Below are 26,494 nucleotides of genomic sequence, written 5' to 3' on the forward strand. Positions count from 1 at the left end.
CGCCACTTTCGCTGCTAACGTACCAGAGGGTTCATGATGTTTAAGAAAGGGTTAACGGTGTTATTGCTGGCCAGCGCGCTTTTTTCGGGTCAACTTCTCGCAACCAATCAGGGACACGAGTATCTCCAGGTGCAGGATGCCGATCACGTATTACGGCACACCGCCGACAGCGATGAACTGCGCGTGACGGCGGAAGAATCCGCCGCCGATCTTCGCGAACATCATTACTGGCAAAAATCACGCAAACCTGATACTCACCAGGGTTAAGGTTTACGCTTTGGCAATGTTTTCATCAGTTCTTCGGGACTGACGGAAGCGACGATGCTGCCCGGCAACGGCATTTTCAGAATGTGATGTTTCATCTTGCCGATTACATGCATTTCGCACGGTCGGCAATCAAATTTCAGCGTCAGAACTTCATCGCCGTTTACCAACTGCATCGGTGTCGCTTTCCAGCTCTTGATGTTTCCTTTCGCCTGTTTTGGACACAGGTTAAACGCAAAACGCAGACAATGTTTGGTGATCATCACCGGCACATCGCCCTTTTCTTCATGCGCTTCATAGGCCGCATCAATCAACTGAACGCCATAGCGGTGATAAAACTCACGCGCTTTATGGTTGTAGACGTTTGCCAGGAAGCTCAGATGCGTTTGTGGATACACCGGCGCCGGCTGTGACACCGGTTTGCGACTGCCGCGCTGATAGTTTTGCAAACGCGCCGCATCCAGCATATCGACAGCTTCACGTCGCAGTTGATTAAGTTGACCGTTTGGCACAAACAGCGCCCCCGGCAGATTAACCTGAATATCGCGGGCGTAATAAAGCGTTTGTCCAAGTTTGGACAGACCATCCTGCAGGTTGCTCAACGCTTTTTCCGCATTGTTCGCTTCGTCAAAGTGGCCGTCCAGCGTATGCGTGATGCTCACCCCCTCTTCACTGGTGAGCGTCAGGATCAACTGCTCCTGCCAGCCGCCCAGTTCAATATCAACCGCGATACGACGTTCGCTGGAGGTTTTGGTTAACGCCTGCTGCCAGTTATGATCGAGATTACGGTTCAGCGGATGATGCGCACGCACTTTGTGCAAATCGGCTGGCATTTCATTCGGCCACACCCGATATCGATTGTGCCCCGTTTTTTCAACGGTATTGGCACGGAAACCAACCACCTCACGCTTGATTAATACGTTCAGACCATCGCCGTTCGCCAGCGGCTCGGTGACCTCAACATCCAGATGATCTTTCGCGACCTTCAGAACTTCACCAACCGGCAGACCAATGAATTTTGGCGAGTCAAACGCGCCGATATCGCCCTTACGCGCATTGACAAAATAATCGGTGCTACCGCGATGGAAGGTTTTTTCCGTGGAGGGGGTAAAGAAATGTTCGGTGCGTCCGGCTGATGAACGGGCAAGGTCGCCGCGCTCTTCAATGATGGCGTCGAGCATCTGACGATAATGCGCGGTAATATTCTTCACATAGCTCATGTCTTTGTAGCGCCCTTCGATTTTGAAAGAGCGCACGCCTGCATCAATCAACGCGCCCAGGTTGGCGGTCTGATCGTTATCTTTCATCGACAGCAGGTGTTTTTCATAGGACACCACGCGCCCCTGATCGTCTTTCAGGGTATACGGCAGACGGCAGGCCTGGGAACAGTCGCCGCGGTTAGCGCTACGTCCGGTTTGCGCATGTGAAATATAACACTGACCTGAATAGGCAACGCACAACGCACCGTGAATGAAAAATTCAATGGTCGCGTCCGTGGCCTGGTGGATGGCGTTAATTTGCTCAAGACTCAGTTCCCGCGCCAGGACAATCTGGGTAAATCCGACATCAGACAGAAACTTCGCCTTCTCGACGCTGCGAATATCACACTGCGTGCTGGCATGCAGCTCAATGGGGGGAATATCCAGCTCCAGAATCCCCATATCCTGCACAATCAGAGCATCAACACCGGTCTGGTACAGATCGGTAATTAATCGCTGTGCGGGCTCCAGTTCATCATCGTGCAAAATCGTATTCAGCGTCACAAAGATTTTCGCCCCGAAGCGATGAGCGAATGGCACCAGTTCGGCGATATCTTTCAGGCTGTTGCTGGCGTTATGACGCGCGCCAAATCCCGGTCCGCCAATGTAAACGGCGTCTGCGCCGTGCAGAATGGCTTCGCGCGCAATGGCGGTATCCCGAGCCGGGCTTAACAATTCAAGGTGATGAGGTTGCTGGCGCATACAGTTGTTACCATCCACAAGCGGTAAAAATGGCGGCTATTGTAGTCACAAGCGCGGCATTTCGGAATAGTTTTCCCGATCAACTGCGCGGGTAATGGATCAGCGAATGAAAGTGAACCGTTTGTTCACCGCTGTTACGGTAACTATGGGCCGTATCGCCGGCAAAACGGACACCTTCACCGGCTTTAATGGTACGCCATAGACCATCAATGCACATATCCAGCAGTCCACTAATCACCACTACGTGCTCTATAACACCGCTTTCGTGTGGCGTGGATTCACTAAGCGCGCCGGGCGCCAGCAGTATCGAAAAGTGATCGAAACACAACTGAGGATCCCATGGGAACAGCGGCGTGACGACCATCGCCTGGTGTTGGGGATCGAAAGACGGCGTGCCGTCTGACTCAGGAGGCGAAATAAACGTTGAAAATGGGACATTCAGCCCGGTGGCGATTTTCCACAATGTCGCCACTGTAGGGCTGGATTCATTGCGTTCAATCTGCCCCAGCATCGCTTTTGACACGCCGGTTTCCTCCGCCAGACGCGAGAGACTCCATTCCCGCTGGTGGCGCAGCGTTCTGAGCGTCGTCGCCAGATAGTGAGTTAAGTTATCCATATTTCTCCTCCTTCGCCCTTCCTTCTCAAGGCTACAGCTTAGCACTTGTACGCTATAACGCACAGTGCTACAGTGACTGACCGTTATAACGCACACGGAGTTGCTATGCGCACATTTTCAATCCCTCTGCCTACCGTGCTATCAGGTTTTGTCGCGGTGCTGGTCGGTTATGCCAGTTCGGCAGCCATTATCTGGCAAGCGGCGCTGGCCGCAGGTGCGACGACAGGGCAAATTGCGGGTTGGATGACCGCGCTGGGAATAGCGATGGGCGTTAGTACGCTGGCGCTGACATTATGGTATCGCGCCCCTGTTCTCACTGCATGGTCAACGCCCGGCGCCGCACTGCTGGTTACGGGCCTGCAAGGGGTAACGATTCAGGACGCGATCGGTATTTTCATCGTGGCTAACGCCTTAATTGTGCTGTGCGGCGTAACCGGACTCTTTGCCCGACTGATGAAAATAATCCCCCACTCGCTGGCGTCAGCCATGCTGGCCGGGATCCTGCTACGCTTTGGCCTGCAGGCGTTCAGTAGCCTTAATAGTGAGCTTATCTTATGCGGTAGCATGCTGGTGGCATGGTTAGCGTTTAAAGTCATTGCCCCACGGTATGCGACAATCGCCGCGATGCTGATAGGTATAATCATCGCGCTGATAAAAGGTGACATTGTCACTAATGAGGTAAGTTTATCTCCAGTGTTACCTGAGTTTATCGCCCCGCATTTTTCATTTGCCCACAGCATTAGCATCGCCCTCCCGCTGTTTCTGGTCACCATGGCCTCGCAAAATGCACCTGGTATCGCCACCATGAAGGCGTCAGGCTATGCGTTACCCGTTTCACCGTTGATTGTCTTTACCGGTCTGCTGGCGCTGCTGTTTTCCCCTTTTGGCGTCTATTCCATTTGCATTGCCGCCATAACCGCGGCAATTTGCCAAAGTCCCGAAGCGCATCCTGATGCAAAGCGACGTTGGCTTGCCGCGGCGGCGGCGGGTGTCTTCTATCTTTTGGCAGGGGTTTTTGGCGGTTCGGTCACCGGACTGATGGCGGCCTTGCCCGTAAGCTGGATCCAAATGCTGGCGGGCCTGGCGCTGCTTGGCACGATTAGCGGCAGCTTATACCAGGCATTACATCATGAATCCGAGCGTGATGCGGCTATCATTACTTTTCTGGTCACTGCCAGTGGCCTGACGCTATGGGGGGTTGGGTCGGCATTTTGGGGGCTGATCGCCGGAGGTGTGTGCTACGCGGTGTTTGCTTTATTTCGCCGCACGTAACTGCGTTGGCGTTTTACCCGTCACCTGCTTAAACCGGTTGCTGAAATGGCTCGCTGAACTGAACCCGCAAGCCATCGCAATATCCGACAAACTGCGGGAAGAATGACAGACCAGATGCCGGGCTAATACCATACGTCGTTGCATAACGTACTGATGCGGCGCCATATTCATTGACTGGCGAAACATTCGGGCAAAATGGAACTCACTCAGCGCCGCCTCACTTGCCAAATCGCTCAGGGTAATGGGGTACGCCAGATGCGCTTCTATGTAGGCCAGCACATTGCGCAATGTGGCAGGCGCAAGTCCCCCGGTGACAACGGGCAACTGCCATTGGACGTTGCTGTAATGCTGGATCAGATGCGTGAGCAGTAGCGAAGACGCGGCGCTGAGCGTGAGATGGTTGGCCGGTTGTTGCCAGTCATTCCCGAGTAAAAACTGACGATAAACCGCTGTTATCCCCGGATCGCTGCCAAACGTATGCTCATCCAGCGTGAAGCTATAAGGGCTTTTGTCCCAGACTTTTTCACCCACTTCGCGCAAATGGCCGTCCGTACAATAGAGATGAACAAAGGAAAGATCGTCGCGGATATCCCAACTGGATTCGCTCTCTTTCGGCATCAGGCAAAAACGGTCCGGCCCACCGCCATTCTTCCAGCCGCCGGCCGTCTTGTGGTAACTCTCGTAACCATCGGCGATGTATAAGCTGAGGGTATGGTGATCGCAATACTGGGTAATGGTATCACGCTTATTTGACCAGGCCGCCAGTTGGATCCCTGAATGTAACGCAACCGACTCGTGCAGCACGGCATTGTGTTTGCGTAAGTTTTCAAAGGCACCGTAGGGCTGAGACATACCATCACATTCAAAATAAGTTAGCAGGCTTTCAGTCTATATCAGCTACATATTGTTAACAGCTTCCTTTTCACATTTGCGCGAAAAAAAGCGCAAGATTTTGCAAGTCCACCGCAATCTGATGAAAGCCCCCTGCTACCCAACGTGACACAGTGTGCGCCTGAAGACCAAAAAGAGAGAGTTGTATGAACGCACTATTGTACTGCCTGGTGGTGGTGATTTGGGGGACGACATGGATTGCCATTTATCTGCAACAAGGACCGGTTTCAGCGCCGGTTTCTATCTTTTGGCGCTTTGCCGTTGCCAGCTCGGTAATGATAATAATCCTGTTGGTTAGTGGTAAATTACGCAAACTATCTGGTCGTGACCATCTGTTTTGTCTGTTACAAGGCGGATGCGTTTTTTGCTTTAACTTTTGGTGTTTTTATACGGCTGCGGCGTGGATTAACACGGGCCTTGAATCGGTGATTTTCTCGATGGCCGTCCTGTTCAATGCGGTCAATAGTTTTCTGTTTTTCGGCCAAAAACCGCCGGTACGCTTTTATATTGCCGCCGGTCTCGGTCTGACCGGCATTGTCACCCTGTTCTGGCAGGACTTGCTCACCAGTGGGTTCAACCATTCACTGCTGCTGGGCATCGGCTTAAGCGCTCTGGGAACCTTTGGTTTTTCATTGGGCAACATGATAAGTCTGCGCCATCAGAAAAAAGGGCTGGAAGTATTGACCACCAATAGCTGGGCCATGTTGTACGGTACATTTCTGATCGCCGCTATTGCGCTGGTGCGTGGCGATGACTTCACTCCGCAGTGGACTTTCAGCTATCTTAGCGCACTGCTGTACCTGGCTATTTTTGGTTCGGTGATTGCCTTTGGCGCCTATTTCACACTGGTCGGTCGCATTGGTCCCAGTAAGGCCGCATACAGTACGCTGCTTTTTCCTCTGGTCGCACTAACGCTGTCAACATTGTATGAAGGGTATATCTGGCAGGTAAATGCGATTGTGGGATTAGTATTGATTTTGCTGGGGAACCTGGTGATGTTTGCCCGACCAGAAGCGCTGATGGGTAAGCTCGTATATCGTCGCCGGACGGCATAAAAAAACGCACCATCTAAGGATGGTGCGTTCATCATTATTATTGTGTTTTTTTGTTCACGTCAAACATGGAAGCATCCGTCGCCATGTCATCAACAACTTTCTTCAACGTTTCGAACGCCATCGGCGTGCTTTCGTTGTTCAGATCTTTACCTTCACCCTTACGTACAACCTTAACAACCGGTTTATTGGTCGCCGCATCAATCAACTCACCCTCAAAATAGAGGTTGGTATCCATGGTACGGTGGCCCGTTGCCATTTGCGTTCCCGCAACCAGCAGCGCAACCGGGATCACTTCGTAGAACTGCAGCCCTTCTTTACTGGTCGCTACACCGGTAATTGCCCCGCGGAAAATCAGGCTACGTGGCCCAGGGGTAGTCACCAGGGGTTTACGTTTACTGATTGCGGATTTCAACTGTGTATTGGTGTAGGTCAGTAGTTGATCAAGCACCTTCTGCCCTACCTGCGTAGTAGGTTTAGGAACCGGATAATACGTTACCGGGTTATATACAATGTTGTCATATTTGGATTCGTTGTAGTTCGGGTCAACCCAACGGAGTACCGTTTGTCCGGTTGCCGATTTCGTTTCCTTCAGATCAGAGTAATTTTTTAAAAACCCAGAATATTTATCCGGTTCGGTCACTTTTGACGCACAGCCGGATAATGCCAACAAGCCAGTAAGCACTGCAACTTTAAATAAAGTATGAGTACGCATGAAACGATCCCTTTAGTTTTCGCAATGATGCGTAAAAAGAATAGCAAAACAGATTCATTTTTGATGCACTAAAAATGGTAAGGACCGCACAATTTTATCTTTGCGCTCAACATAAAAAATGCTGAACGCAGAGAGAGTTAACCCACACAGGAGCTTCAGGCAGTTTTGCGTGCCAGCATAGTGGCAAAGCGCAGTTTAATGCGATTACCATTTTCATCCGTACGATGAAGTTCACCCACGTCTTCGTTGTATTTCAGCAGATCCCACCCGCTGTAATAGTTGCGTAATTCACCCGCTTTAAACGCAAACGGAAAACCAACAGTGCACGGGAAATCATCAGTGTCCATTGCCGCAACGATTAAATTATATCCGCCTGGCTTCGTGCAGCGCTGCATATTATCTATCAGTCCCGGGATAGTTTTAGCCTCAAGGAACATCAGCACAACGGTAGAAAGAATAAAATCATATTCGCCATCAAAGCGTAAGGCGTTAAGATCCGCGACTTGCGCATGCAGGTTGGTCAGTCCTTCCGCCGCTTTAATGCGCTCAAGGTTCGCTATGCTCATGGGGTTTTTATCCCATGCGGTAACGTCATAGCCGTTTGCCGCAAGGTACAGGCTGTTACGACCATTACCGCAGCCCAGATCTAATGTTGTACCTGGCGCGACCACTTTTGCCGCTTCAACAACATCGGAATGCGTACGGGTTAAATCGTATTTCTCAGTAAAGTAGTTTTCGTCGCAATGAGTCATCATTTATCCTCAGATTTCAGTAATGCAGCACGTTCTGTGCGGATAAGCAGCTTTCCCTGCAGCAGCAAAGCAAGCGTACGTATCAGTAATAATGCAATGATAAAATTGGTAAAAATAAACAGAGGGATAGACAGCGTATGAAAAAATCCTGATTCGCTGCCGTGTCCGAGATGCAGGCCCGTCGTCGCCAGGGCCGACACGCCAAACGAGAAGCTCCAGAACGAGGCATTAAATGGTTGCGACAGGTACCATGGCATGAGACGTAGCATAAACAGAAGTTGCAGCAGACCATAGCCGAACAGCATTTTGGCTAACGTATCCCCCTCACCGCCGTTGACGCTAAGCCAGGCGCTGCAAGCGACCAGCGCGGGCGCCAGTTGAATGCCAAGCGAAGTCCGTAAGACCGCTGGCAGTTCCCCGCAGCTACGTAAACGTTGCAGGATCACCGGTTCCAGGCTGAGCCAGGAAAATACGCCTGCCCCCAAAAACACCATTCCGGCATCATTGAAACCAAGCGCACCACAAGCCATTGCGCTGATAAAGTTATTAGCGACGGTCGGCAGATACAGACCCGGCGTGGTGGCTTCCTCCGGATGCGCTCCACGCCATAACCCTGCCGTTTGCCAGGCCGCGTACGCCAGCTGTATCACCACGCCAATGCTGAATAACCCGATCGCCAGCGGTCGATACCAGGGAACAAAACCAATTGCTACCAGCATGGTTGTGGCCGGAAACAGACTGACAAAGCTACTCATCACCGGGTGACGAATTTCAGCCAGTACGCTGTGCGGAAAGTGCAGCAAGCGACGCATAAAAGCCAGCGTCAGCAGCCCCCAAATGGCCATGGCGAGAATCACTAAACCGTCGCCAATCCAGTGGCTCACCGGCCAAATCTGGCTGGCATAGCGCCAGGCGAATCCCATCCCGATTGTCCCCAGTACCATGCCAAAATAACCGGCCGGAAGATTGAGGACCCGTTCATTCTGTTTGCTCTTACTCATTTTGTTTATTTTTTAAAGTATATTTGAAATGCATTTTATGGAATTTCAGCCGGTTTAGCCAGTGCGGAAAACTTTGCTACGTTTAACTAAGGTGCGCAACATGGAAATAAGCAATGACCAAATATCGACTCAGCGATGAGCTTCGCTCCTTTAGTTACCAGGATAATGGCAATAAAAAAAGCGTATTACTACGCCAAATCATTGCGCTCATTGATTTTAATGATGTTACCGCCGGTACGCCTGGCGGCTGGATTGATGACGAAAGCGTCTTGTCGCAAAGCGGTGATTGCTGGATTTACGATGAAAATGCGCTCGCATTTTCCGGCGCATCGATAACCGGAAACGCCCGGGTTACTCAGGCAAGCGTCGTCAGAGATGGCGCGCAAATAGGCGATGCCGTGTGGATTGACCGGGCAGAAATCAGCCATTACGCACAAATACGTGACAACGTCACGATACAGGATTCGGTTATTCGCGGCGAGTGCCTTCTCTGGGGTAATGCACGCGTTGTATGTGGATCCGAAATCATTGCCGCCAGGGGACTCACTGTTGAAAACGACCAGTTGCTGCAGATTTACGATCGGGCGGCCATCAGCAACTCACGCGTAGTGCATCAGGCGCAGATCTATGGCGATGCAAAAATCAACTACGCCTTTATTGAACATCGGGCGGAAGTTTTTGATTTTGCCCAGGTGGAAGGTAATGAAGAGAATAATGTCTGGATTTGCGATTGCGCCAAAGTCTACGGGCATGCGCGCGTTATCGCCGGAACCGATGAAGATGCTATTCCTACCCTGCGCTACAGCTCACAGGTGGCAGAACACGCGGTAGTCGAGGGTAATTGCGTGCTGAAGCACCATGTGTTGGTCGGGGGACATGCTACATTACGCGGCGGACCAATCCAGCTTGACGATCACATCCTGGTTGAAGGTCACGCCTGCGTTCTTGGAGAAGTGTTGGTCGAGAATCACATTGAGATAACCGGCCAGGCGCACATTGAAGCATTTGATGGCGATGCTATTCATCTGCGCGGGCCGAAGGTGATCAATGGTGAGCAGCGCATTACGCGCACACCTATCGCAGGCTTATTCTGAGGGACCATCAATGATGCGGGCATAGAGATTCACATCATAGTAATCGCCATTGAGGAACTCCGCTTGTCGTAAACATCCTTCCAGTTGGAAGCCATTGCGCAATGCCACCCGGTTGCTCTCAACGTTTTCTACGCGGCATTTAATCACAAAGCGGCGAATTTCCTGGCGCTGCGCATAATGATGAATCAATGCCTGTAGCGCCAGGGACATAATGCCCTTACCCTGATGAGCTTCATCCAGCCAGTAACCAATATAGGCCGCTTTGTTCAGCGGCTCTATCTGGTTAAACGCGATGACGCCCACCACATTCTGTTGTGCAAAAATCAGGAACATTTTGGCGTAGCCGCGCTGGTGCAACATCATATTTCCCTGCACGTTTTTGCGCGTGTCGTCCTCGGATTCGACAAACTGCGGCCAGTTCAGCGACTGCTGGAGCCAGGTTTTATTTTTCAGCACCAACTGATGCAGAGGGGTGACGTGTTGTTCTTCGACGGCACGCAGTTCCAGCGAATCATTAATGGTTATCACTTCTGGCATTTTCTTTCCGTTACGATCGTTAAGCAGCTAATTCTGCTCATCATAAAACAGGAAGGGCTTCCCTGTTGGAAGCCCTTTTACACAGCAAGCGCTGTTTTACTTAGCTCTCACCGACACTCTCTTTTTGCAAAATTTTGAGCAGATCTTCCTTCAGGTGGAGTTTCTGTTTCTTAAGGCGAACAATGTCCAAACTATACCCCCGACCATCCGCACCTTCCAGTCTGGAGATCTCATGATCAAGGCTGTTGTGTTTTTCGAATAAGGACAGAAAGCGAGGGTTCTCGGTTTTCAGTCGGGAAATAAGGTCTCTGTATTCTGGAAACATACTTTCTCCCTGTTAGTGGACAAGAACGTGTATAAGAAATACACAGCTCCAGAGTACCCATTTCCCATACAGAAAAATGCGAACAGGATCGAGTAAATAGCGTACAGACTATTTTCAGAAAGATTGCAGATACGGCTCCCCCTCAGGAGAGCCGTAAAAGGAGTGATTAACGCATCTCACGGTCGTCAACGTACTGACGTTTATCCGGCGCTGGCGGGAAGTACTGATACAGCCAGGTTTCGCTGATGGCGTCGCCCTGGCAACGCAGGAACATACGCATATCTACCGGGTCGGTTGAGTCAGACGTCGGATACCAGTCAAACTGGATACGGTAGCCGTCGATAGGCTCCACGTAGAGGATCTCAATCTGTTTTGCTTCACCGCTGGAGAGCGTTATCACCGGCTCAATGCCTTTCGGCGCAGCGGCTTTCAGATCGCCACCGACGAAGTCAACGGCAAAACGACGCGCCCATTTCTCCGGGTAGTGCTCGCCCGGCGCCCATCCTTCCGGGAAGCCGCCCATGCCTGTACGGGTCGCCATCACGCGAGCCAACGGCGAACGTACCGGCGGCTGCGCGCTCCAGTACAGACGATATTTAAATTCCAGCTCATCGCCGGCTTTAATCGACTTTTCCGGCTGCCAGAAGCAGACGACGTTATCCAGCGTTTCGCCAGTCGTCGGGATCTCCATCAGGCCGATGGTCCCCTTGCCCCACTGGTTACGCGGTTCGACCCACAGGCTCGGACGCTTGTTATACCAGCCCATGATGTCCTGGTAATGAGAGAAGTCGCGATCGAGCTGCAGTAAACCAAACCCTTTCGGGTTGTTATCGGTATAGGCATTGAACTGCAGTTTTTGCGGGTTATTCAGCGGACGGCAGATCCACTCGCCGTTGCCCCGCCACATCGCCAGACGATCGGAGTCATGAATCTGCGGGTGAATGGTGTCGCACATCCGGCGTTCATTGTTGCCACAGCTGAACATGCTGGTCATCGGCGCAATGCCGAGTTGCTTGATGTCTTTACGCGCGTAGATATGGTTTTGTACATCCATGATCACCTGCGTTTTCTCGCAGTGGATCACGAACTTAAAGGCACCTGTTACGCTTGGGCTATCGAGTAGCGCATACACGGTAAAGGAGGTCGCGCCCGGTTTAACCGTTTCGAACCAGAAAGCGGTGAAATCAGGAAACTCTTCTTTGCTGTCGGTATAGGTATCTACCGCCAGACCACGCGCCGATAAACCGTACTGGTAGGTGTCATCTACTGCGCGGAAGTAGCTGGCGCCGAGGAAAGAAACCACATCACGACGAGCCAGTTCTGGCGCTTTAAATACGCGGAAACCCGCGAACCCGAGGTCGGTTTGCCCTTCCAGTTGTTTGGTATCCACACCCGCGTCGTTGTATTTAAACAACTCTGGACGGAAGTGGATTTCACGCGCCATATGCGTACTGTCATCGACCGAGAACATGCGAACCCGGCGGCGGAATCCCATTCCCACATGGAAGAACTGCGCATCAAGCTGACGATTTTCAACATTGTTCCACAGAGACTGCTCTGCGTCATATTGAATGCTGTTGTAGGCCTGCGGCGTCAATTTCGCCAGCGTGTCGGGTAACGCACGCGGCTCGCCGCCCCAGGGTTTCTGTGCTAAGTCGTGGGCCATCGATTGCAGAACGGAAAAATCAAAACGTACGGTTTTTCCGTCTGCAATGTCAGACTCTGCCGCAAAGGCGGCGCGGGAAAAGAGTGATGCAATACCACTGGTTCCGCACACGGCGGCCATTGCCATTGAACCTTTAATAAATCGTCTGCGATTCATGCCTGAAAGTGAGTCCTTCTGGTCGTGTAAATGGTCCCGCGCCGGTCAAAATCTGCGGCAAGAGAGTGCACATTTCTGACCGCTCACTCTAGACAAAATTCATTAATAATCCAATTGTTGGTCGCCGATTATCTGTACAAAATCGAAAATATTTTATGTCGATGGGAACAGACTGAATCCCGTGTAAATTCTGTTAAAGTAAACCACACCGCCGTTTACTTCGCTCTTCAGCCTCCTGATACAGCATAAATTCGTCATATACCTTGCAACCCAATGCCTCTTCAAACGCGTCGCGACTGGAATTCCCATGGCTGCGAGCCTGAGTTTCATTACCCAGATTTGACTGAAAAATCCCCGCAGCGCTAACCGGTAAGAAATCTTCGTAGGTGATAGGTTGCGCAACCAGCCAGCCGCGCTCAATGAGCGGTTGCGGATCGTCATCCGGGCGAATAGCCTGGCGATGCGCTTCACCTGATGGCGTCAGTCGATAACGAAACCAGGCGAGCCCCTGTTGGCGCAGCAGAAACTCGCTATCCGGGAATGCCTTGAATACCTCCTGAAGATGCAGCTGGTGCGTCAGATTGTCTTTTCCCGTTCCCGCTTTATTCAACAGTTCGTCATACAAGGCTCTGCCTTTCGGTGTGAGCGCTACGCCGCGCTGTTCAATCTCGCCAAAACGCGCCGTGTGAGTGCCGCGCATTTCACCGGCAAACAGCACCGGTTCTTCCAGCGCTTTGAAACTGGTCTGACGTAATAAAATCGGCACCTCGCGGCGCGGCGGCCCTTCAATCAATATTTTCGGCTCTATGCCGCATTCCGGCATCATGGACTGTACCCGGTCAATATCCAGCGTGCGCGGCGTCAGATGGTTGATGTGACACCCAGGGAAACACACCACATCGGCAATCAGCCGGTGTTCGTTGTGTAATGCGTGATAGGTCGCTTCATCTACCGTGGCGTGCTGATGCCAGCGGAAGGTTTCCAGTGCTTCATGGACAAACTCCTGCGCCTGCTCAGGCGTAAAACTGCCCTGCGCATCAAACTCATCCAGCAGTTCATGACAACGACGAGTGAAAATGTCGCGTTTTGCAAGGATCTCCGCAGCCTTTTGCCGCAGCGCTACGTTCTCGATTAATTCGAGCCGTAATAACGAGGTGAATACCCGAAACGGGTTGCGCGAAAGCGATGCATCGTCGATGGGCCGAAAAGCCGTGGAATGTACAGGGACGCCGGCCTGAGAGAGGTCGTAGTAACTCACCGGATACATGCCCATAATGGCAAACATCCGGCGCAGCGTAGCAAGCTCCTGCGCAGTGCCCACCCGGATGGCGCCGTGGCGCTCAACGTTTAGCCGGGCCAGTTCATCCGCATTAGCCAGTTTTTCATGCAGCGTCGGATTATTTTCCAGTACCGCCAGATTCACATCAGCGACAAGTTCCAGCAACGTGCCATACTGCGGGACTTCCTGCTGGTACATTGCTGACATTGCCTGCGAAAATTGTTCCCGAATCTCATCTGCCGTGATGGTGTTCGCCATAATGTCATGCCTCCAGTGAATATTACCTGGAGTGTAGAGAACGCTGCAAAGTCCGGTGGGAAGAATTTACAAAGTGTGACCCCGCGTAAGTTTCCCACCCCATACAGACGGCGAACAGAACCTACTGGCGTGGTTTTAAATGACTTTCCAGCCAGGGGAGCATCTGTTTTTTACGGCTGAGCATACCTTCCACCTTGCAGGGCTGCGGGATGTCAGAAAGCTCAGAACCGGCAAACCACAGACTGGTGTCGCCCAGATTAATATCGGTGAGCATGAGCACAACCAGTGCGGCATTCTTTTCCTGCGCATAGCGCGTCATTTCCTGGCGTAATTCATCCAGCACTGTATCAACCTGTTGCAGCGCGTACAGTTCAAGCTGCGCCACACAGACCTGATGCCCCTGGATAGTGAAGGTTTTAATGTCTTTCTGCAGGAGTTCGCGGGCGCTCATCCCTTCCACGCTCGTTTTGGTAGACAGCAGGTCGCGACTGAAGGCGTCCAGGTCTACACCGGCCTTTTGAACCAGCGCATCGACCGCCAAACGATCATCAACGGTGGTCGTGGGTGAACGAAGCGTGACAGTGTCGCTCAGCACGGCACCCAGCAACAAAACGGCCTCCGCGGGAGATAACTGGCTACGCTCATCTTCCGACATCAGTTGCCATAACAGCGTCGCGCTACTGCCGACAGGCTTCACCCACACTTCTGGCGGCAGACGGGTGACTAATCCACCGAGTCGGTGGTGATCGATAATCCCCACGACGTTACTGTCTGCCAGCGATTGCGGTCCTTGGGCAGGTTCGGTGAAATCAACCAACCAGACGTCACGATCGGTCAACTCAAACGTCAGCCGTTCAGGAAGTGCCAGCCCCGCTTGCGCAAAGATAAACTGCGTTTCGCGGTTAGGTTCACCCAGACGCCATGCCGTGGCCTGCTGACCGCGTAAGGTAAGCCAACGCGCCGTCATTGCGGCAGAGCAAATGGCATCGCTATCGGGATTAAGGTGTCCTACTACATGTATCATTAATCAGTGCCTTGTGAGAGAAAGGGTGCAAAAGCAAACAATATTCAAAGTATAACGACTGGGTGCATTCCCTTCCATGATCCCACCACCCTGCCTGGCTGTACAAAACACGAGCAAAATAAATAAGTTGTAAGTAAAACATGATAAATGTTAATAATATTTTGCTATCAAGTTATCAAAAACGAACAACTTCACTTGTCACCGACACGGCTCTGTTTTTAACATCGCTTATGGAAAAAAATGTTCTGTTCAATCAGCGCATTCGCTTGCGCCACCTGCATACTTTTGTCGCCGTTGCACAACAGGGAACGTTGGGGCGCGCGGCTGAAACCCTTAATCTGAGCCAGCCGGCCCTCTCCAAAACACTGAATGAACTGGAGCAACTGACCGGTACCCGGCTCTTTGAACGCGGTCGCCTTGGCGCGCAGTTAACATTGCCCGGCGAGCAGTTTCTTACCCACGCGGTGAGAGTACTGGACGCACTCAATACTGCCGGACAGGCGTTAAACCAGCGCGAAGAGTCGCAGACTGACGTCGTACGGATTGGGGCCTTACCCACCGCTGCGCTGGGTATTCTTCCGGCGGTAATCGGTCCGTTCCATAAGCAGCAAATGGAGACGACGCTGCAAGTTGCCACCATGAGTAATCCCATGATTCTGGCCGGTTTAAAATCGGGAGAAATCGATCTCGGTATCGGTCGGATGGCCGATCCGGAATTAATGGTCGGTCTGAATTACGAGCTGTTGTTTCTTGAGTCGCTCAAACTGGTAGTGCGGCCTAACCACCCGTTGTTGCAGGAAACCATCACGCTGAGTCGGGTGATGGAATGGCCCGTTGTGGTGTCACCAAAAGGAACCGCTCCTCGTCAGCACGCGGAGACACTGCTGCAAAGCCAGGGTTGCAAAATGCCGCCGGGCTGCATCGAAACGCTGTCAGCATCGCTTTCCCGCCAGCTGACGGTTGACTACGACTATGTATGGTTTGTGCCGTCAGGCGCGGTCCGGGAAGATTTACGTCAGGCGACGTTGGTATCATTGCCGATTCCCACCCACGGGGCGGGTGAACCTATTGGCATTCTTACCCGTGTAGACGTGCAGCTTTCCTCTGCCGCGCAAATTCTCATTGGCGCGATACGCAAAACCATACCGTTTTGATACCAAAAATTAAGGGACCATCTGGTCCCTTATAGCGTGTTAAAACGTTTCCCAGTTATCACCACTGGCCGTTGCTGCCTGCGGGCTTGAATGGCCCGATATTTTGGTACCAGCAGCGCGCTTTATTGCGCTTCCCCCATTTAAGCGGAATATACCGACGGCTTCAGTTAAACGTGCCGCCTGTTCTTCCAGCGATGCCGCTGCGGCCGACGCTTCTTCAACCAGAGAAGCGTTTTGCTGCGTCACCTTATCCATCTCCGAAATCGCCTGGCTCACCTGCACAATGCCCCGGCTCTGCTCATCAGAGGCCGCCGCAATTTCCAGCATGATATCGGTCACGCGTTTTACCGCATCGACAATATCCGTCATGGTATTACCCGCCGCGACCACTTCATCGGAGCCCTGGTCAATGAGTCGTACCGATTCGCTAATCAAACCCTCAATCTCTTTTGCCGCCTGCGCGCTTCGGCTCGCCAGCGTGCGTACCTCACTGGCGACCACGGCAAACCCGCGTCCCTGCTCTCCCGCCCGCGCCGCTTCTACCGCCGCGTTCAACGCCAGGATATTCGTCTGGAAAGCAATGCTGTTTATAACGGCTGTGATTTCAGAGATTTTCTTCGAACTACCTGAGATATTGCCCATGGTTTTCACCACGCCAGAAACCATCTGACCGCCACGACTCGCCTTGCCGGAAGCGTCTTCCGCCAGCTTGCTCGCATGGTGCGCGTTGTCAGCGTTTTGCTTCACCGTAGCCGTTAGCTCTTCCATACTGGCAGCCGTTTCTTCAATCGCCGCGGCCTGTTGCTCTGTACGTGAGGACAAATCGGTATTCCCTGCAGAAATCTCACTGGTACCGCGATAAATTTCCTCTGCCCCCTGGCGCACCGTGCCCACGGTTTTCACCAGCGAATGCTGCATAGTTTGCAGATGACGACTCAGGCGACCAATTTCACTGCGCCCGGTCGGTTCCTCTGGCATGGTCAGGTCGCCTGCCGAAATTTGCTCGATGCGCAGGGCTGCACGTAACAGAGGATGGATAACGGTGCGGCGCAGAACGATAAACGTCATCACGGTGAGCACCAACGCGAGGGCAAATGCGCCGAGCATAAACGCCATACCAAGTTGTGTACGTTGGTGCGCCTGCTCACTAAGGTTATTCGCCCTGGCAGTACGAATCTCAATGGCTTTCAGCAGCACCTTGTTGTAAGCGGAATCCAGCGGTCTGGCCTGTTCATTTTCATGGTTGATAATCGCTTCAAACATGCCGTTTTTAGCGTATTTCAGCATCGGCTGTAAACCGTCGGTATAGGCTTTGAAGCTGGCGCTTAATTCGGCGTCTAACGCTTCATCAGCAGACGTTTTCACCGTACGCGCCATATAAGCATTGAAGCCGTCCTGCGATTGCTTAATCCGTTTTTCTGCCTCGGCGATATTGGCCTTCATGTCATCCATTTCGGCAATACGGCTCGCCGCGCCGGCATGGATCATGTTGATACGTGCGGTGCGTAAGTGGTTAGAGCTGTTAGATAACCCCATCCTGACCTGAATCTCGTCGGTCACGTCGCGCTGATCGCGATCGGCCTGCATAAGAAAATAGCTTGCCAGCCCTGAACTTAAGGCGAACAACAGAAGGATGCCACCGAGAATGGAGGAAAACAGCGGAACCAGTCGGATTTGATGCAGAAATCCCAGTTTATGCTGGGCCTGCATCGATGTTGTGTTGTCCATGACCGTCGACTCTCTTGTAGGGTTTATGCGTGAAAACACGCCCGTTAGATAGTCATCGGCAATCCGTGAGGTTTACTTACCGTAAAAAGCGACGGATTCGTCACACTTTCACAACATAATTCTAAAAAATTCAGGAAAGTGCCAGCGGATAAATCCGCTGGCCAATGAATCAGTTATCGCCAAAGTGGATAACGGTACGGATGGACTTACCCTGATGCATTAAATCGAATGCTTCGTTAATCTGCTCCAGCGGTAAGCGATGGGTGATAAATGGATCCAACTGGATTTTTCCGCTCATCGCTTCTTCGACCATTCCCGGGAGTTGAGTGCGCCCTTTCACGCCGCCAAACGCCGAACCGCGCCAGACTCGCCCGGTAACCAGTTGGAACGGACGCGTTTTGATTTCTTGTCCGGCGCCTGCCACGCCGATGATGATGCTCTCGCCCCACCCTTTATGGCAGCATTCCAGCGCCGCACGCATTACGTTAACGTTGCCGATACATTCAAAGCTGAAGTCCACACCGCCATCGGTAAGCTCAACAATCACATCCTGAATCGGTTTATCGTAATCATTCGGGTTGATGAAATCCGTTGCCCCCATTTCACCCGCCAGTTTGAATTTCTCCGGGTTGGTATCAACGGCCAGAATACGTCCGGCTTTCGCCTGCACCGCGCCCTGAATCACCGCCAGGCCGATGCCACCAAGACCAAATACGGCCACGGTATCGCCTTCTTTCACTTTCGCGGTGTTATGTACTGCCCCGATCCCGGTAGTGACGCCACAGCCCAGCAGACATACTTTGTCCAGCGGGGCCTGCGGGTTAACCTTTGCCAGTGAAATCTCCGCGCAAACGGTATATTCACTGAAGGTACTGGTGCCCATATAGTGATAAATCGGCTCGCCGTTATAGGAGAAGCGAGTCGTGCCATCCGGCATCAACCCCTTACCCTGGGTGGCGCGTACGGCCTGACACAGGTTGGTTTTCCCCGATTTACAGAACTTACACTCACCGCATTCTGCCGTGTACAGGGGGATGACATGGTCGCCCGCTTTCAGGCTGGTGACGCCTTCGCCGACTTCAACCACAATACCGCCGCCTTCATGGCCAAGCACCGCCGGGAACACCCCTTCCGGATCGTCGCCTGAGAGCGTAAAAGCGTCAGTATGACACACGCCAGTGTGGGTAATTTTAACCAGAACTTCACCTTTCTTTGGCGGTGCGACGTCGATTTCGACAATTTTTAGCGGTTGGCCGGGGCCAAATGCAACTGCTGCACGTGATTTCATTGGTCTCTTCCCATTATTGCGAGGTGATGGTGTTATTTTAGATAAGCGCGAAGAAGATGGCCGATTTCAGCCATACGCACGGCTCGCTGGTCTGGCGTTGTCTCGCCGCTGACCAGTTCGTCTTTCAGGTGGATCTCAACCATTTCGCCCATCAGGCCATTGGATGCGCCGCGTACAGCGGCAATTTGTTGCAGGATCGCAAGGCACGGTTCGCCGGACTCCAGCGCCCGCTCAAGCGCGTCAACCTGACCGCGAATACGGCGAACACGGGTGAGGATACGTTTTTTATCTTCAGGTGAATGTGGCATACGCCCTCCAGATACTATAGGGGGGTATACTATCAGAATTTTTATGTAATTGTAAAATATAAGAATTATTAAATATCAGTGAGTTAGTAAGAATAGATAGTGGGCATATGGGGACATATGCGGCCTTTTCGATGCTCCCATTCATGCCCCCAAGTGCGTTTTCGCTCCCAAATCTGCCCCCCAAAAACCGATGATTATGATGAGACTTTTTGAGCGAAAAACGCCCACTGATCCCAGGGGGCGGTTATGTAAGATTGGACCATCCATTTACTCGTCTTCACTGCTCCAGAACCCGTAAACGGGGTATCATCCATCCTGAGCGTTAGCCAACACCGCTGCATTCAGTGCAACGTCAGCCAGTAACGAGCCGTCTGCTGAGTTGGTTGAACACAGGTACCGCCAGCAGAATTAATACAGTCGCCGTCTTTCGCGGTTACGCTGGTACCGGGAGCAATAGCAACATGTTTTACGGTGGTGCCGTTGGCGGTGGTTGCCTCGGAATAATGAGAACAGGCAGACAGCGCGCACAGCGCCATGCCCGCAGATAACTGCGAGTAGAGTTTTTTTCATGGGGATTACCTCATTCAGAGTTTTATGCTACGTAGAAAACTATTTACCCCGAAAAACGGCCCATTACTCAGATGCAAAATCAGCACTCACCGGGAGGATTTAACGACGCAGCGACAGTGAGAAGTTACCGATTGAGTTTGCGGAAAATATATGCAGATGACCAGAGAATTACCAGACTGTTAAATTCAATAATTTAGACTAAATGAACTTGTTACATCTAATTATTTACTCATCAGTTTCGATTAAGTACACTGCCAAACGAAAATGTAGGCAACCAATAAGGTATCAGTAAATGAAAAAAACATTCTCTTTCTTAATCTGGTTTGGAATCGCTTTATCGGCGCTCCTAGCCATAACATCAGCATTATCAAATATAATACTAATGTTTAGTGCTTTTCCTGATTCTATCGGGGACAAGTATGCTTATATGTTTATATTAGGGCGCTGGACATTTACGGCAGCAATGATTCTTATTTGCTGGCTACTGTATCGCCTGACAAAAAAATGATGAACTACAATCCTTTGAAAAAATACTCTACCGCCTGATTGAACAAATCAGGATTTTCTTTTGATAGTCTGGTTGCTTTCTCGAATGGCTCAACCCGCTCCTGAACAGCAAAATAGAGAAGATCTAAATCTCCAAGGTCCTTTAGCTTTCGGTAAACTTCATAGTTTGATATTTTTAGAAATCTCGAAGCATGAACTGCCCTCGATACTCCCCCACCAATCATTAGCAATGTGCTGACCGACATACTAAAAGCAATAGACACGGTGATCCGAGAAGAGATTAAGGCGCCAATTTTTAAACCAGTAAGCTCGCCGAAAGTATAACTACCCAATGTAGAAGCTACTGTGTCTTTTGCTACCTTTGTTACGATATCTGGCAAATTAACGTGTTGCATGAAATCATCAATGAATACATTAACCGCTTTTGCTACAAAATAAATATCTCTCGTTGATGTTGCCCGCTTCACTAGTCCGGCAAGCCGAATATTATCATCCATATTCTCCCGTCTTTCATCGGTATGGATAAAATCAGATGCGAGATAATACAAGTCTACAGGAAAGTGAATCAGGCCTTTAATGTATGCAACCAGCATCCCTTCATTTTCTAAATCCAAAGCTGAGAGCATTTCTTTTGCCAAATCCTTTGCGTTTTCCATACCTTAAGATCCATGTGGTATTATTTTAATACACAATCATAACGGCCAACTTATGAATATTCCATAATTATAATGTTCCAGACTGTCCATTTTAAGAATAACGCTCACCAAAAATAAAATGCCAGGCAGGTACCGAGCAGTTCCGCTGTTGGTCGCGGATCACCATCTTCATTTTCAGGCTGATTTACGCGCTAACCGGATGCCTCCTGGAACTCAGTGATGCCTTACGCCCCCTTTCCCTCACTACGTCGCCGTGGGAACCCGACCGTATGAATGCCGTCGTCGCTATGCCATCGTTGCTACTTCATTTCCCCCCCTCGGGCATAAAAAAGCCCAACACGGCATGAGAAGTGTTGGGCAAAGTCTGTATGAGGCGCTGATGTTTTTCAGTCGCTTATTCTCCCATCTATCCAGAGGGATTGAATGCGGGTTAAATAATAACCACAGCAATCACGGTAGACTACAAAATAAGCAGTCCATTATAGGAGGATTAAAAGCAAAAAGACGCGTCACACTTTCGCATGCTGGGCATTATCTGCTGGTGCCAACCCGTCATGGTTACGTTTTCCGGGAACACATTTTATCCTGGTCTGCTGCATCGCATCTAAGGCTTTCGACCCAATGTCACAGTAGAGAGCGCTTAGACAAAAGGGATTACTAGTATGTCTTACTATTTTGCCTCGACGTGAGAAACGTTATCGTCAACGCACTAAGAAGTAATATAGCGCTGAGTCCAAAAGAACTTTGCCATCCCAGACGGTCGAACATTAGCCCCCCAGCCGTTGAACCAAGCGCAATCGAAAGCTGGATAACGGCGACCATCAGACCACCGCCCGCCTCAGCATCCTCGGGCAGTGTCCGCGCCAGCCATGTCCACCACCCCGTTGGCGCAGCAGTAGCGAGCATTCCCCACAGGCTTAATAGCACAGTAACAGCCCAGGCACAGTGCCCGACCAGGAGTAACATTCCGGCAATGATGGCCATCAGTAAGGGTATAGCCATGAGTGTTTGATAAAATCGGGCGTTCAGGAATGTCGTCACTATAAGCGTACCAGCCAACCCCGCGATGCCAATTGCGAGCAAAATCAAAGATAGACCAGAAGCATTCACCCTGGTCACCGTCTCCAGAAACGGACGGACGTAGGTAAATAACGCAAACTGCCCCATAAAGAAGAGTCCGCAGGCCAGCAGACCGGTTGATACAATGGAGGCACGAAACAGATGAAGTACCGACCCACGCGGCTTGTGCACCGTATCCTTTTTCATTTCGGGCAAACTGATGCTTTGCCAGATGAACGCGATTATCGCAAGAGGCACAAGGCATAAAAAAGCCCCACGCCAGCCGACGGTTGCCCCCAGGTAACTGCCCAGCGGGGCTGCCACGACGGTTGCCAGCGCATTCCCGCCATTAAAAATAGCCAGCGCCCGGGGAACCTGGTGCTGCGGTACCAACCGTATTGCCGTTGCTGCCGACAATGACCAAAAGCCGCCAATGACAATACCAATTGTGGCTCTTCCCAACATATAAAGCGGATAACTGGGAGCTAATCCGATCATTATTGCCGACACAGCCATTAAAATGGTCAACCCCAGCAGAAGATATTTACGATTCAGATCCCCGGCAACATGTGAAATGGTCAGGCTGGTTAGTACTGCCAGCACGCCGGAAATCGCTATTCCCTGACCAGCCAGTCCCTCTGAAACGTGCAAATCTCTGGCAATCGGCGTCAATAAACTGACCGGCATAAATTCTGAGGCAATAAGAATAAAGACGCAGAGCGTCATGGCAAATACGCCGCCCCAGTGTGCGTGCGTTTTATTACACAAGGTATTATGGCTCAGTGTGGACATTATTATTTTCTCTGTATATTGCCGAGGCAAAACAAGGGCAAAGCCACCTGCCAAACAGGTAGCTTTGTTAAGTTTTCCGGCCAGGAATTTATCTTAAGGAGGTTTTGAAAAACTGCTCAAATTTGCTGAATGGTATTTTACCGGCCACATTGTCATATAAATCAACATGGTTAGCCCCCGGAACAACCACCAGCTCTTTATCTTTACTGCCAACGGCCTTAAAAGCGTCTTCGGCAAAATAACGTGAGTGCGCTTTTTCACCCGTTACGATCAGCACAGGAACAGTAATTTCATTGGCGTAGCTTAGCAGCGGCATATTCATAAACGACAGGGGCATTGTTGCGTTCCATGCGCCTGTTGAATTGACAGAACGCACATGGAAACCACGTGGCATCCGGTAATAATCGTAAAACTCTTTCAGTACCGGATGCGGATTCGCAGGTAAGGTTTCCGGCAGAATACGATCCCCTGCACTGACATTACCTTTTTCGTCAACATTAATGTCATGTCCACCCGGGGCAAATGTGCCCTTTTCCGCATCTTTCCAGCGCTGCGCATTCAGATACTGCAATACCGCGTGGCGGTCTGCGGAGGTATACCGGTCTTTGCCATCACCGACGCCATGGCCCATTGCGCGACTCATGTCATACATTACGCTGGTCGCAACGGCCTTAACACGTGTATCCATTGCTGCGTCATTTAACGCCATCCCGCCCCAACCGCAGATACCAAGTAAGCCGATGCGATTGCGATCCACTTCTTTTTGTAGGCCAAGGAAATCAACCGCCGCGCTGAAATCCTCGGTGTTGATATCAGGAGAGGCAACATTGCGTGGAATACCGCCGCTTTCGCCGGTATATGAAGGATCGAAGGCCAGCGTCACAAAACCCTGTTCAGCCAGCGTCTGCGCGTACAGTCCACTGGACTGCTCTTTTACAGCGCCAAAAGGACCGCTAACCGCAATTGCCGCCAGTTTGCGTTCGCCTCGATCTTTTGGAATATAGAGATCTCCAACTAACGTGATCCCATAGCGGTTCTGAAAAGTTACCTTGCGATGATTGACTTTCGTACTCTCGGCGAAGGTTTTATCCCATTTTTCGACCATCGAAACGGGCGCGTTTGGGTTGGTTGTATCAGCATAACTCATCGTTGTGACTCCATTTAATGATGCGCATAGCAGCATGGCAGGTAGGGTGGTCGACAGTTTTCTGGTGAAAGCTTTCATCACTTGTTCCCCTAAAAATAGGTTGTGGGTACAGGTCTTATACGGACAACATTGCTGTGCCTGGTTGCAATGCGCTCATTATAGGTAGCAGTATTCGTTCTGATTAGAGGGTGTAAAATGCTAGAATTAATATCATATTGTTATAAATGGCGGCATGTCAGGCGAGGACTGAAGAATGGCAAAACGGGAAAACTATAACGATCTCTACCTGTTTATGCAGGTAGTGCGGGAAGGCAGTTTTACCGCGGCCGCACAACGACTTGGGTTGGCGCAATCAGGCATCAGCCGTTCAGTGCGTGAGCTGGAGCAGCGTCTGGGGGTTCAGTTGCTGGCCCGTACTACGCGTAAATTGTCGTTGACGCATGCCGGCGAACAGCTCTACCGGACTGTAGAATCGGGGTTCGATGCTTTGAATTCAGGGCTTTCCACTCTGGCGTACTATCGTAATACTCCCTCAGGTACGGTACGTATCAATGCCAGCCAGCACGCCATTGATAAAGTACTCCTGCCGAAGCTGGCGGTATTTAAACAACGCTACCCCGATATCCGACTTGAACTTATTAGCGAAAGTCGGTTCGTCGATATTATTGCTGAACGATTTGATGCGGGCGTCCGCCTGGGTTCAGAAGTAGGTAGTGGCATGGTCGCGGTGCGCATTTCACCCGATATGGAGATGGCGGTAGTTGGCACGCCGGAGCATTTTCGTCGCTACGGCTTTCCCCAAACACCAGCGGATTTAGTGATCCACCCCTGCATCGCATATCAGTTTGGTGATGGAAGCCTGTATGCCTGGGAACTCAACGATGGTGGTAAAAAAATCACCCACCGGCCGCAGGGACAGTGGGCCTTTGCTGACAGTTACATGGAAGCAAAAGCAGCCAGACTGGGCCTGGGGCTGGGTTATGTCCCCGAAGAGTTGATTGCCGATGATTTAGAACGAGGCACGCTTATCCGGGTTCTGCAACGTTACAGTCAGCGTCTGGATGGTTCATTTCTGTATTACCCGCACCGTAACGTATCACCTGCCCTGCGAGCCGTCATCGATACATTAAAAATTTGAATCAGCAGATATTAAGACTCACCTGACGCGCAGTAAATCAGTAAAACGCGTTGTATAGCGAGGTGAGAGCATCTCTCGTTTCATTTGCCACGGCTGTTCAATCCCCTGTCCGGCAAACCAGATTGTCCCACGTCCCTTTTTATTCAACCGATCAATCACCATCATTAATTCCGCGCTGTGGCTCCGGGGGGCGTTGCCATCAAAAAGATTCAGTTGCGCCACGCCAGAACTGAAAAAATCGCCCAACATCACACCCGCTTTTTGATAATGTTGCCCCTCTCGCCAGATAGCGTCCAGGCTGCGCGTTGCCGCACTCATGATTTCCCGGGTGTCCTGGGTCGGGATCAGCAGTTTTACCGACGCGCTGTTAGCGTAATAAGGTTCCTTCAGGGCAAATGGACTGGTTTTGATAAACACAGAGATAAACCGACAGAACTGATGCTCCCCGCGCAGCTTTTCCGCCGCACGTGAGGCATAGGTGCAAATCGCTTCACGCATCGCGTTGTAATCAGTGAGTTTTTCACCAAACGAGCGTGAACAGACGATTTCCTGTTTAACCGGCGAAAACTCTTCCAGCGCCAGGCACGACTCACCGCGCAATTCCCGTACGGTTCGTTCAAGAACCACGTTGAAGTGTTTGCGAATAAAGCGAATGTCGGTATCAGCCAGGTCACGGACGGTTTTAATCCCCATCGCGTCCAGTTTTTTACTGATACGGCGGCCCACGCCCCACACTTCACCGACAGGGAGTGCAGCCATCAGCTTACGTTGGTGGTCAATATTTGATAAATCCACCACTCCGCGAGTCTGTTGCGGCCATCTTTTGGCGGCGTAATTCGCGAGCTTTGCCAGCGTTTTGGTCTGGGCGATGCCAACGCCAACCTGAAGGCGTGTTTTCTGTAGAATTGTGGCCCTGATTTCGAGACCAAAATCCGTCAGATCCCTACAATTTCTTACTCCCGTCAAATCGCAGAAGGCTTCATCAATACTGTACCTTTCCACATGTGGAGAGAGGTCTTCCAGGATAGACATGACCCGGCTGCTCATATCCGCATACAGTTCATAGTTGGAACTAAAACACACCACGCCGTAGCGCCGAAACAGATCTTTCTGTTTGAAGTACGGAGCGCCCATTGTGACGCCAAGCGCCCGAGCCTTCGCGCTACAGGCGATAACACAACCGTCGTTATTGGAAAGAACGACAACCGGTTTGTCTTTCAGATCGGGCCGGAATGCCATCTCACAACTGGCGTAAAACGAATTAACATCCACCAGGGCAAACAT

Annotated in this window: 26 protein-coding genes; 7 read left to right on the forward strand and 19 right to left on the reverse strand. The window is 51.2% G+C overall.

The features are described from left to right. The first annotated feature begins 36 nt into the window (after positions 1-36). Positions 37-267, forward strand: a complete 231-nt coding sequence (locus tag OGV69_RS13885; RefSeq protein ID WP_038640744.1) for a DUF2554 family protein — start codon at positions 37-39, stop codon at positions 265-267. Here OGV69_RS13885 and OGV69_RS13890 read toward each other — a convergent pair. After that, entirely contained in the window at positions 264-2,225 is a 1,962-nt protein-coding gene (locus OGV69_RS13890; protein ID WP_204563540.1) for a peptidase U32 family protein, read from the reverse strand. The genes OGV69_RS13885 and OGV69_RS13890 overlap by 4 nt on opposite strands. Positions 2,226-2,304: 79 nt before the next feature. Beyond that, the gene (locus tag OGV69_RS13895; RefSeq protein WP_042308263.1) at positions 2,305-2,841 is read right to left on the reverse strand and encodes a helix-turn-helix domain-containing protein; all 537 of its coding nucleotides are present in this window, start codon (positions 2,839-2,841) and stop codon (positions 2,305-2,307) included. Between the two features lie 105 nt (positions 2,842-2,946). On the opposite strand from OGV69_RS13895, the gene OGV69_RS13900 reads away from it, so the two are divergent. Further along, the gene (locus OGV69_RS13900; protein WP_069324940.1) at positions 2,947-4,113 is read left to right on the forward strand and encodes a benzoate/H(+) symporter BenE family transporter; all 1,167 of its coding nucleotides are present in this window, start codon (positions 2,947-2,949) and stop codon (positions 4,111-4,113) included. On the opposite strand, the gene OGV69_RS13905 is transcribed toward OGV69_RS13900, so the two are convergent. After that, positions 4,096-4,965: an AraC family transcriptional regulator gene (locus tag OGV69_RS13905; protein WP_069324941.1), complete on the reverse strand. Its 870-nt coding sequence runs from the start codon at positions 4,963-4,965 to the stop codon at positions 4,096-4,098. The two genes, OGV69_RS13900 and OGV69_RS13905, sit on opposite strands and share 18 nt — an antisense overlap. Before the next feature lie 185 nt (positions 4,966-5,150). On the opposite strand from OGV69_RS13905, the gene OGV69_RS13910 reads away from it, so the two are divergent. Further along, a complete protein-coding gene (locus OGV69_RS13910; protein WP_110498010.1) occupies positions 5,151-6,059 on the forward strand; it encodes a DMT family transporter in 909 nt (302 codons plus the stop codon). Between the two features lie 37 nt (positions 6,060-6,096). Here the strand turns inward: OGV69_RS13910 and OGV69_RS13915 are convergent, their stop codons facing one another. The 3 genes from OGV69_RS13915 to tehA form a co-directional block, all read right to left on the reverse strand. Further along, on the reverse strand, positions 6,097-6,771 hold the full coding sequence (locus OGV69_RS13915; RefSeq protein ID WP_038640757.1) for a DUF3313 domain-containing protein: 675 nt from the start codon (positions 6,769-6,771) through the stop codon (positions 6,097-6,099). Between the two features lie 155 nt (positions 6,772-6,926). Beyond that, entirely contained in the window at positions 6,927-7,523 is a 597-nt protein-coding gene (gene tehB / locus OGV69_RS13920; RefSeq protein WP_069324943.1) for a tellurite resistance methyltransferase TehB, read from the reverse strand. Next, complete coding sequence (gene tehA, locus OGV69_RS13925) at positions 7,523-8,524, reverse strand: dicarboxylate transporter/tellurite-resistance protein TehA (RefSeq protein WP_069324944.1); 1,002 nt, start codon at positions 8,522-8,524, stop codon at positions 7,523-7,525. Before tehA ends, tehB begins: the two co-directional genes overlap by 1 nt. 113 nt (positions 8,525-8,637) lie before the next feature. On the opposite strand from tehA, the gene ydcK reads away from it, so the two are divergent. After that, a complete protein-coding gene (ydcK, locus tag OGV69_RS13930) occupies positions 8,638-9,618 on the forward strand; it encodes a YdcK family protein (protein WP_069324945.1) in 981 nt (326 codons plus the stop codon). Here the strand turns inward: ydcK and rimL are convergent. The 5 genes from rimL to OGV69_RS13955 all read right to left on the reverse strand — a co-directional run bounded on the left by rimL (position 9,610) and on the right by OGV69_RS13955 (position 14,863). Further along, positions 9,610-10,155: a 50S ribosomal protein L7/L12-serine acetyltransferase gene (gene rimL, locus OGV69_RS13935; protein WP_038640764.1), complete on the reverse strand. Its 546-nt coding sequence runs from the start codon at positions 10,153-10,155 to the stop codon at positions 9,610-9,612. The two genes, ydcK and rimL, sit on opposite strands and share 9 nt — an antisense overlap. 100 nt (positions 10,156-10,255) lie before the next feature. Next, positions 10,256-10,480 carry an HP1242/YdcH family protein gene (locus tag OGV69_RS13940; protein ID WP_038640766.1) on the reverse strand — a complete coding sequence of 75 codons (225 nt, stop codon included), beginning with the start codon at positions 10,478-10,480 and terminating at the stop codon, positions 10,256-10,258. 166 nt (positions 10,481-10,646) lie between these two features. Beyond that, positions 10,647-12,302, reverse strand: coding sequence for a glucan biosynthesis protein D (locus OGV69_RS13945; protein ID WP_038640767.1), 1,656 nt, complete (start codon positions 12,300-12,302; stop codon positions 10,647-10,649). Between the two features lie 193 nt (positions 12,303-12,495). After that, positions 12,496-13,839, reverse strand: coding sequence for a 2-oxoadipate dioxygenase/decarboxylase HglS (gene hglS / locus OGV69_RS13950; RefSeq protein WP_069324946.1), 1,344 nt, complete (start codon positions 13,837-13,839; stop codon positions 12,496-12,498). Positions 13,840-13,960: 121 nt separating this feature from the next. Next, on the reverse strand, positions 13,961-14,863 hold the full coding sequence (locus tag OGV69_RS13955; RefSeq protein WP_069324947.1) for a manganese-dependent inorganic pyrophosphatase: 903 nt from the start codon (positions 14,861-14,863) through the stop codon (positions 13,961-13,963). Positions 14,864-15,093: 230 nt separating this feature from the next. Here OGV69_RS13955 and OGV69_RS13960 point away from each other — a divergent pair, with 230 nt between their 5' ends. After that, on the forward strand, positions 15,094-16,017 hold the full coding sequence (locus OGV69_RS13960) for a LysR substrate-binding domain-containing protein (protein ID WP_038640774.1): 924 nt from the start codon (positions 15,094-15,096) through the stop codon (positions 16,015-16,017). A gap of 39 nt (positions 16,018-16,056) precedes the next feature. Here the strand turns inward: OGV69_RS13960 and OGV69_RS13965 are convergent, their stop codons facing one another. From OGV69_RS13965 to OGV69_RS13980, 4 genes are all read right to left on the reverse strand, one after another. Then, positions 16,057-17,745: a methyl-accepting chemotaxis protein gene (locus OGV69_RS13965; protein ID WP_069324948.1), complete on the reverse strand. Its 1,689-nt coding sequence runs from the start codon at positions 17,743-17,745 to the stop codon at positions 16,057-16,059. Between the two features lie 169 nt (positions 17,746-17,914). Beyond that, positions 17,915-19,033, reverse strand: coding sequence for an S-(hydroxymethyl)glutathione dehydrogenase/class III alcohol dehydrogenase (locus tag OGV69_RS13970; protein ID WP_038640779.1), 1,119 nt, complete (start codon positions 19,031-19,033; stop codon positions 17,915-17,917). 32 nt (positions 19,034-19,065) lie between these two features. Beyond that, complete coding sequence (locus tag OGV69_RS13975) at positions 19,066-19,341, reverse strand: metal/formaldehyde-sensitive transcriptional repressor (RefSeq protein ID WP_003833178.1); 276 nt, start codon at positions 19,339-19,341, stop codon at positions 19,066-19,068. A 341-nt stretch (positions 19,342-19,682) separates the two neighbouring features. Continuing rightward, positions 19,683-19,877 (reverse strand): hypothetical protein, encoded by a 195-nt coding sequence (locus tag OGV69_RS13980; RefSeq protein ID WP_051594518.1) that lies wholly within the window; start codon positions 19,875-19,877, stop codon positions 19,683-19,685. A gap of 326 nt (positions 19,878-20,203) precedes the next feature. Here OGV69_RS13980 and OGV69_RS13985 point away from each other — a divergent pair, with 326 nt between their 5' ends. Continuing rightward, positions 20,204-20,419, forward strand: a complete 216-nt coding sequence (locus OGV69_RS13985; RefSeq protein WP_038640782.1) for a hypothetical protein — start codon at positions 20,204-20,206, stop codon at positions 20,417-20,419. A 4-nt stretch (positions 20,420-20,423) separates the two neighbouring features. Here OGV69_RS13985 and OGV69_RS13990 read toward each other — a convergent pair whose 3' ends face one another. From OGV69_RS13990 to OGV69_RS14000, 3 genes are all read right to left on the reverse strand, one after another. Further along, positions 20,424-21,074 carry an Ssp6 family T6SS pore-forming effector gene (locus tag OGV69_RS13990; RefSeq protein ID WP_069324949.1) on the reverse strand — a complete coding sequence of 217 codons (651 nt, stop codon included), beginning with the start codon at positions 21,072-21,074 and terminating at the stop codon, positions 20,424-20,426. A 657-nt stretch (positions 21,075-21,731) separates the two neighbouring features. Further along, on the reverse strand, positions 21,732-22,925 hold the full coding sequence (locus OGV69_RS13995) for an MFS transporter (RefSeq protein WP_227409089.1): 1,194 nt from the start codon (positions 22,923-22,925) through the stop codon (positions 21,732-21,734). 88 nt (positions 22,926-23,013) lie between these two features. Continuing rightward, positions 23,014-24,150 carry an alpha/beta hydrolase gene (locus tag OGV69_RS14000; protein WP_071888134.1) on the reverse strand — a complete coding sequence of 379 codons (1,137 nt, stop codon included), beginning with the start codon at positions 24,148-24,150 and terminating at the stop codon, positions 23,014-23,016. Between the two features lie 175 nt (positions 24,151-24,325). Between OGV69_RS14000 and OGV69_RS14005 the strand changes: the two genes are divergently transcribed. Beyond that, entirely contained in the window at positions 24,326-25,210 is an 885-nt protein-coding gene (locus tag OGV69_RS14005; RefSeq protein ID WP_038640791.1) for a LysR family transcriptional regulator, read from the forward strand. An 18-nt stretch (positions 25,211-25,228) separates the two neighbouring features. Here OGV69_RS14005 and OGV69_RS14010 read toward each other — a convergent pair whose 3' ends face one another. Further along, positions 25,229-26,494 (reverse strand): Y-family DNA polymerase, encoded by a 1,266-nt coding sequence (locus OGV69_RS14010; protein WP_069324951.1) that lies wholly within the window; start codon positions 26,492-26,494, stop codon positions 25,229-25,231.

Origin of the sequence: Citrobacter sp. Cc139 (assembly GCF_030334645.1) — a bacterium.
Classification (GTDB): domain Bacteria; phylum Pseudomonadota; class Gammaproteobacteria; order Enterobacterales; family Enterobacteriaceae; genus Citrobacter; species Citrobacter werkmanii.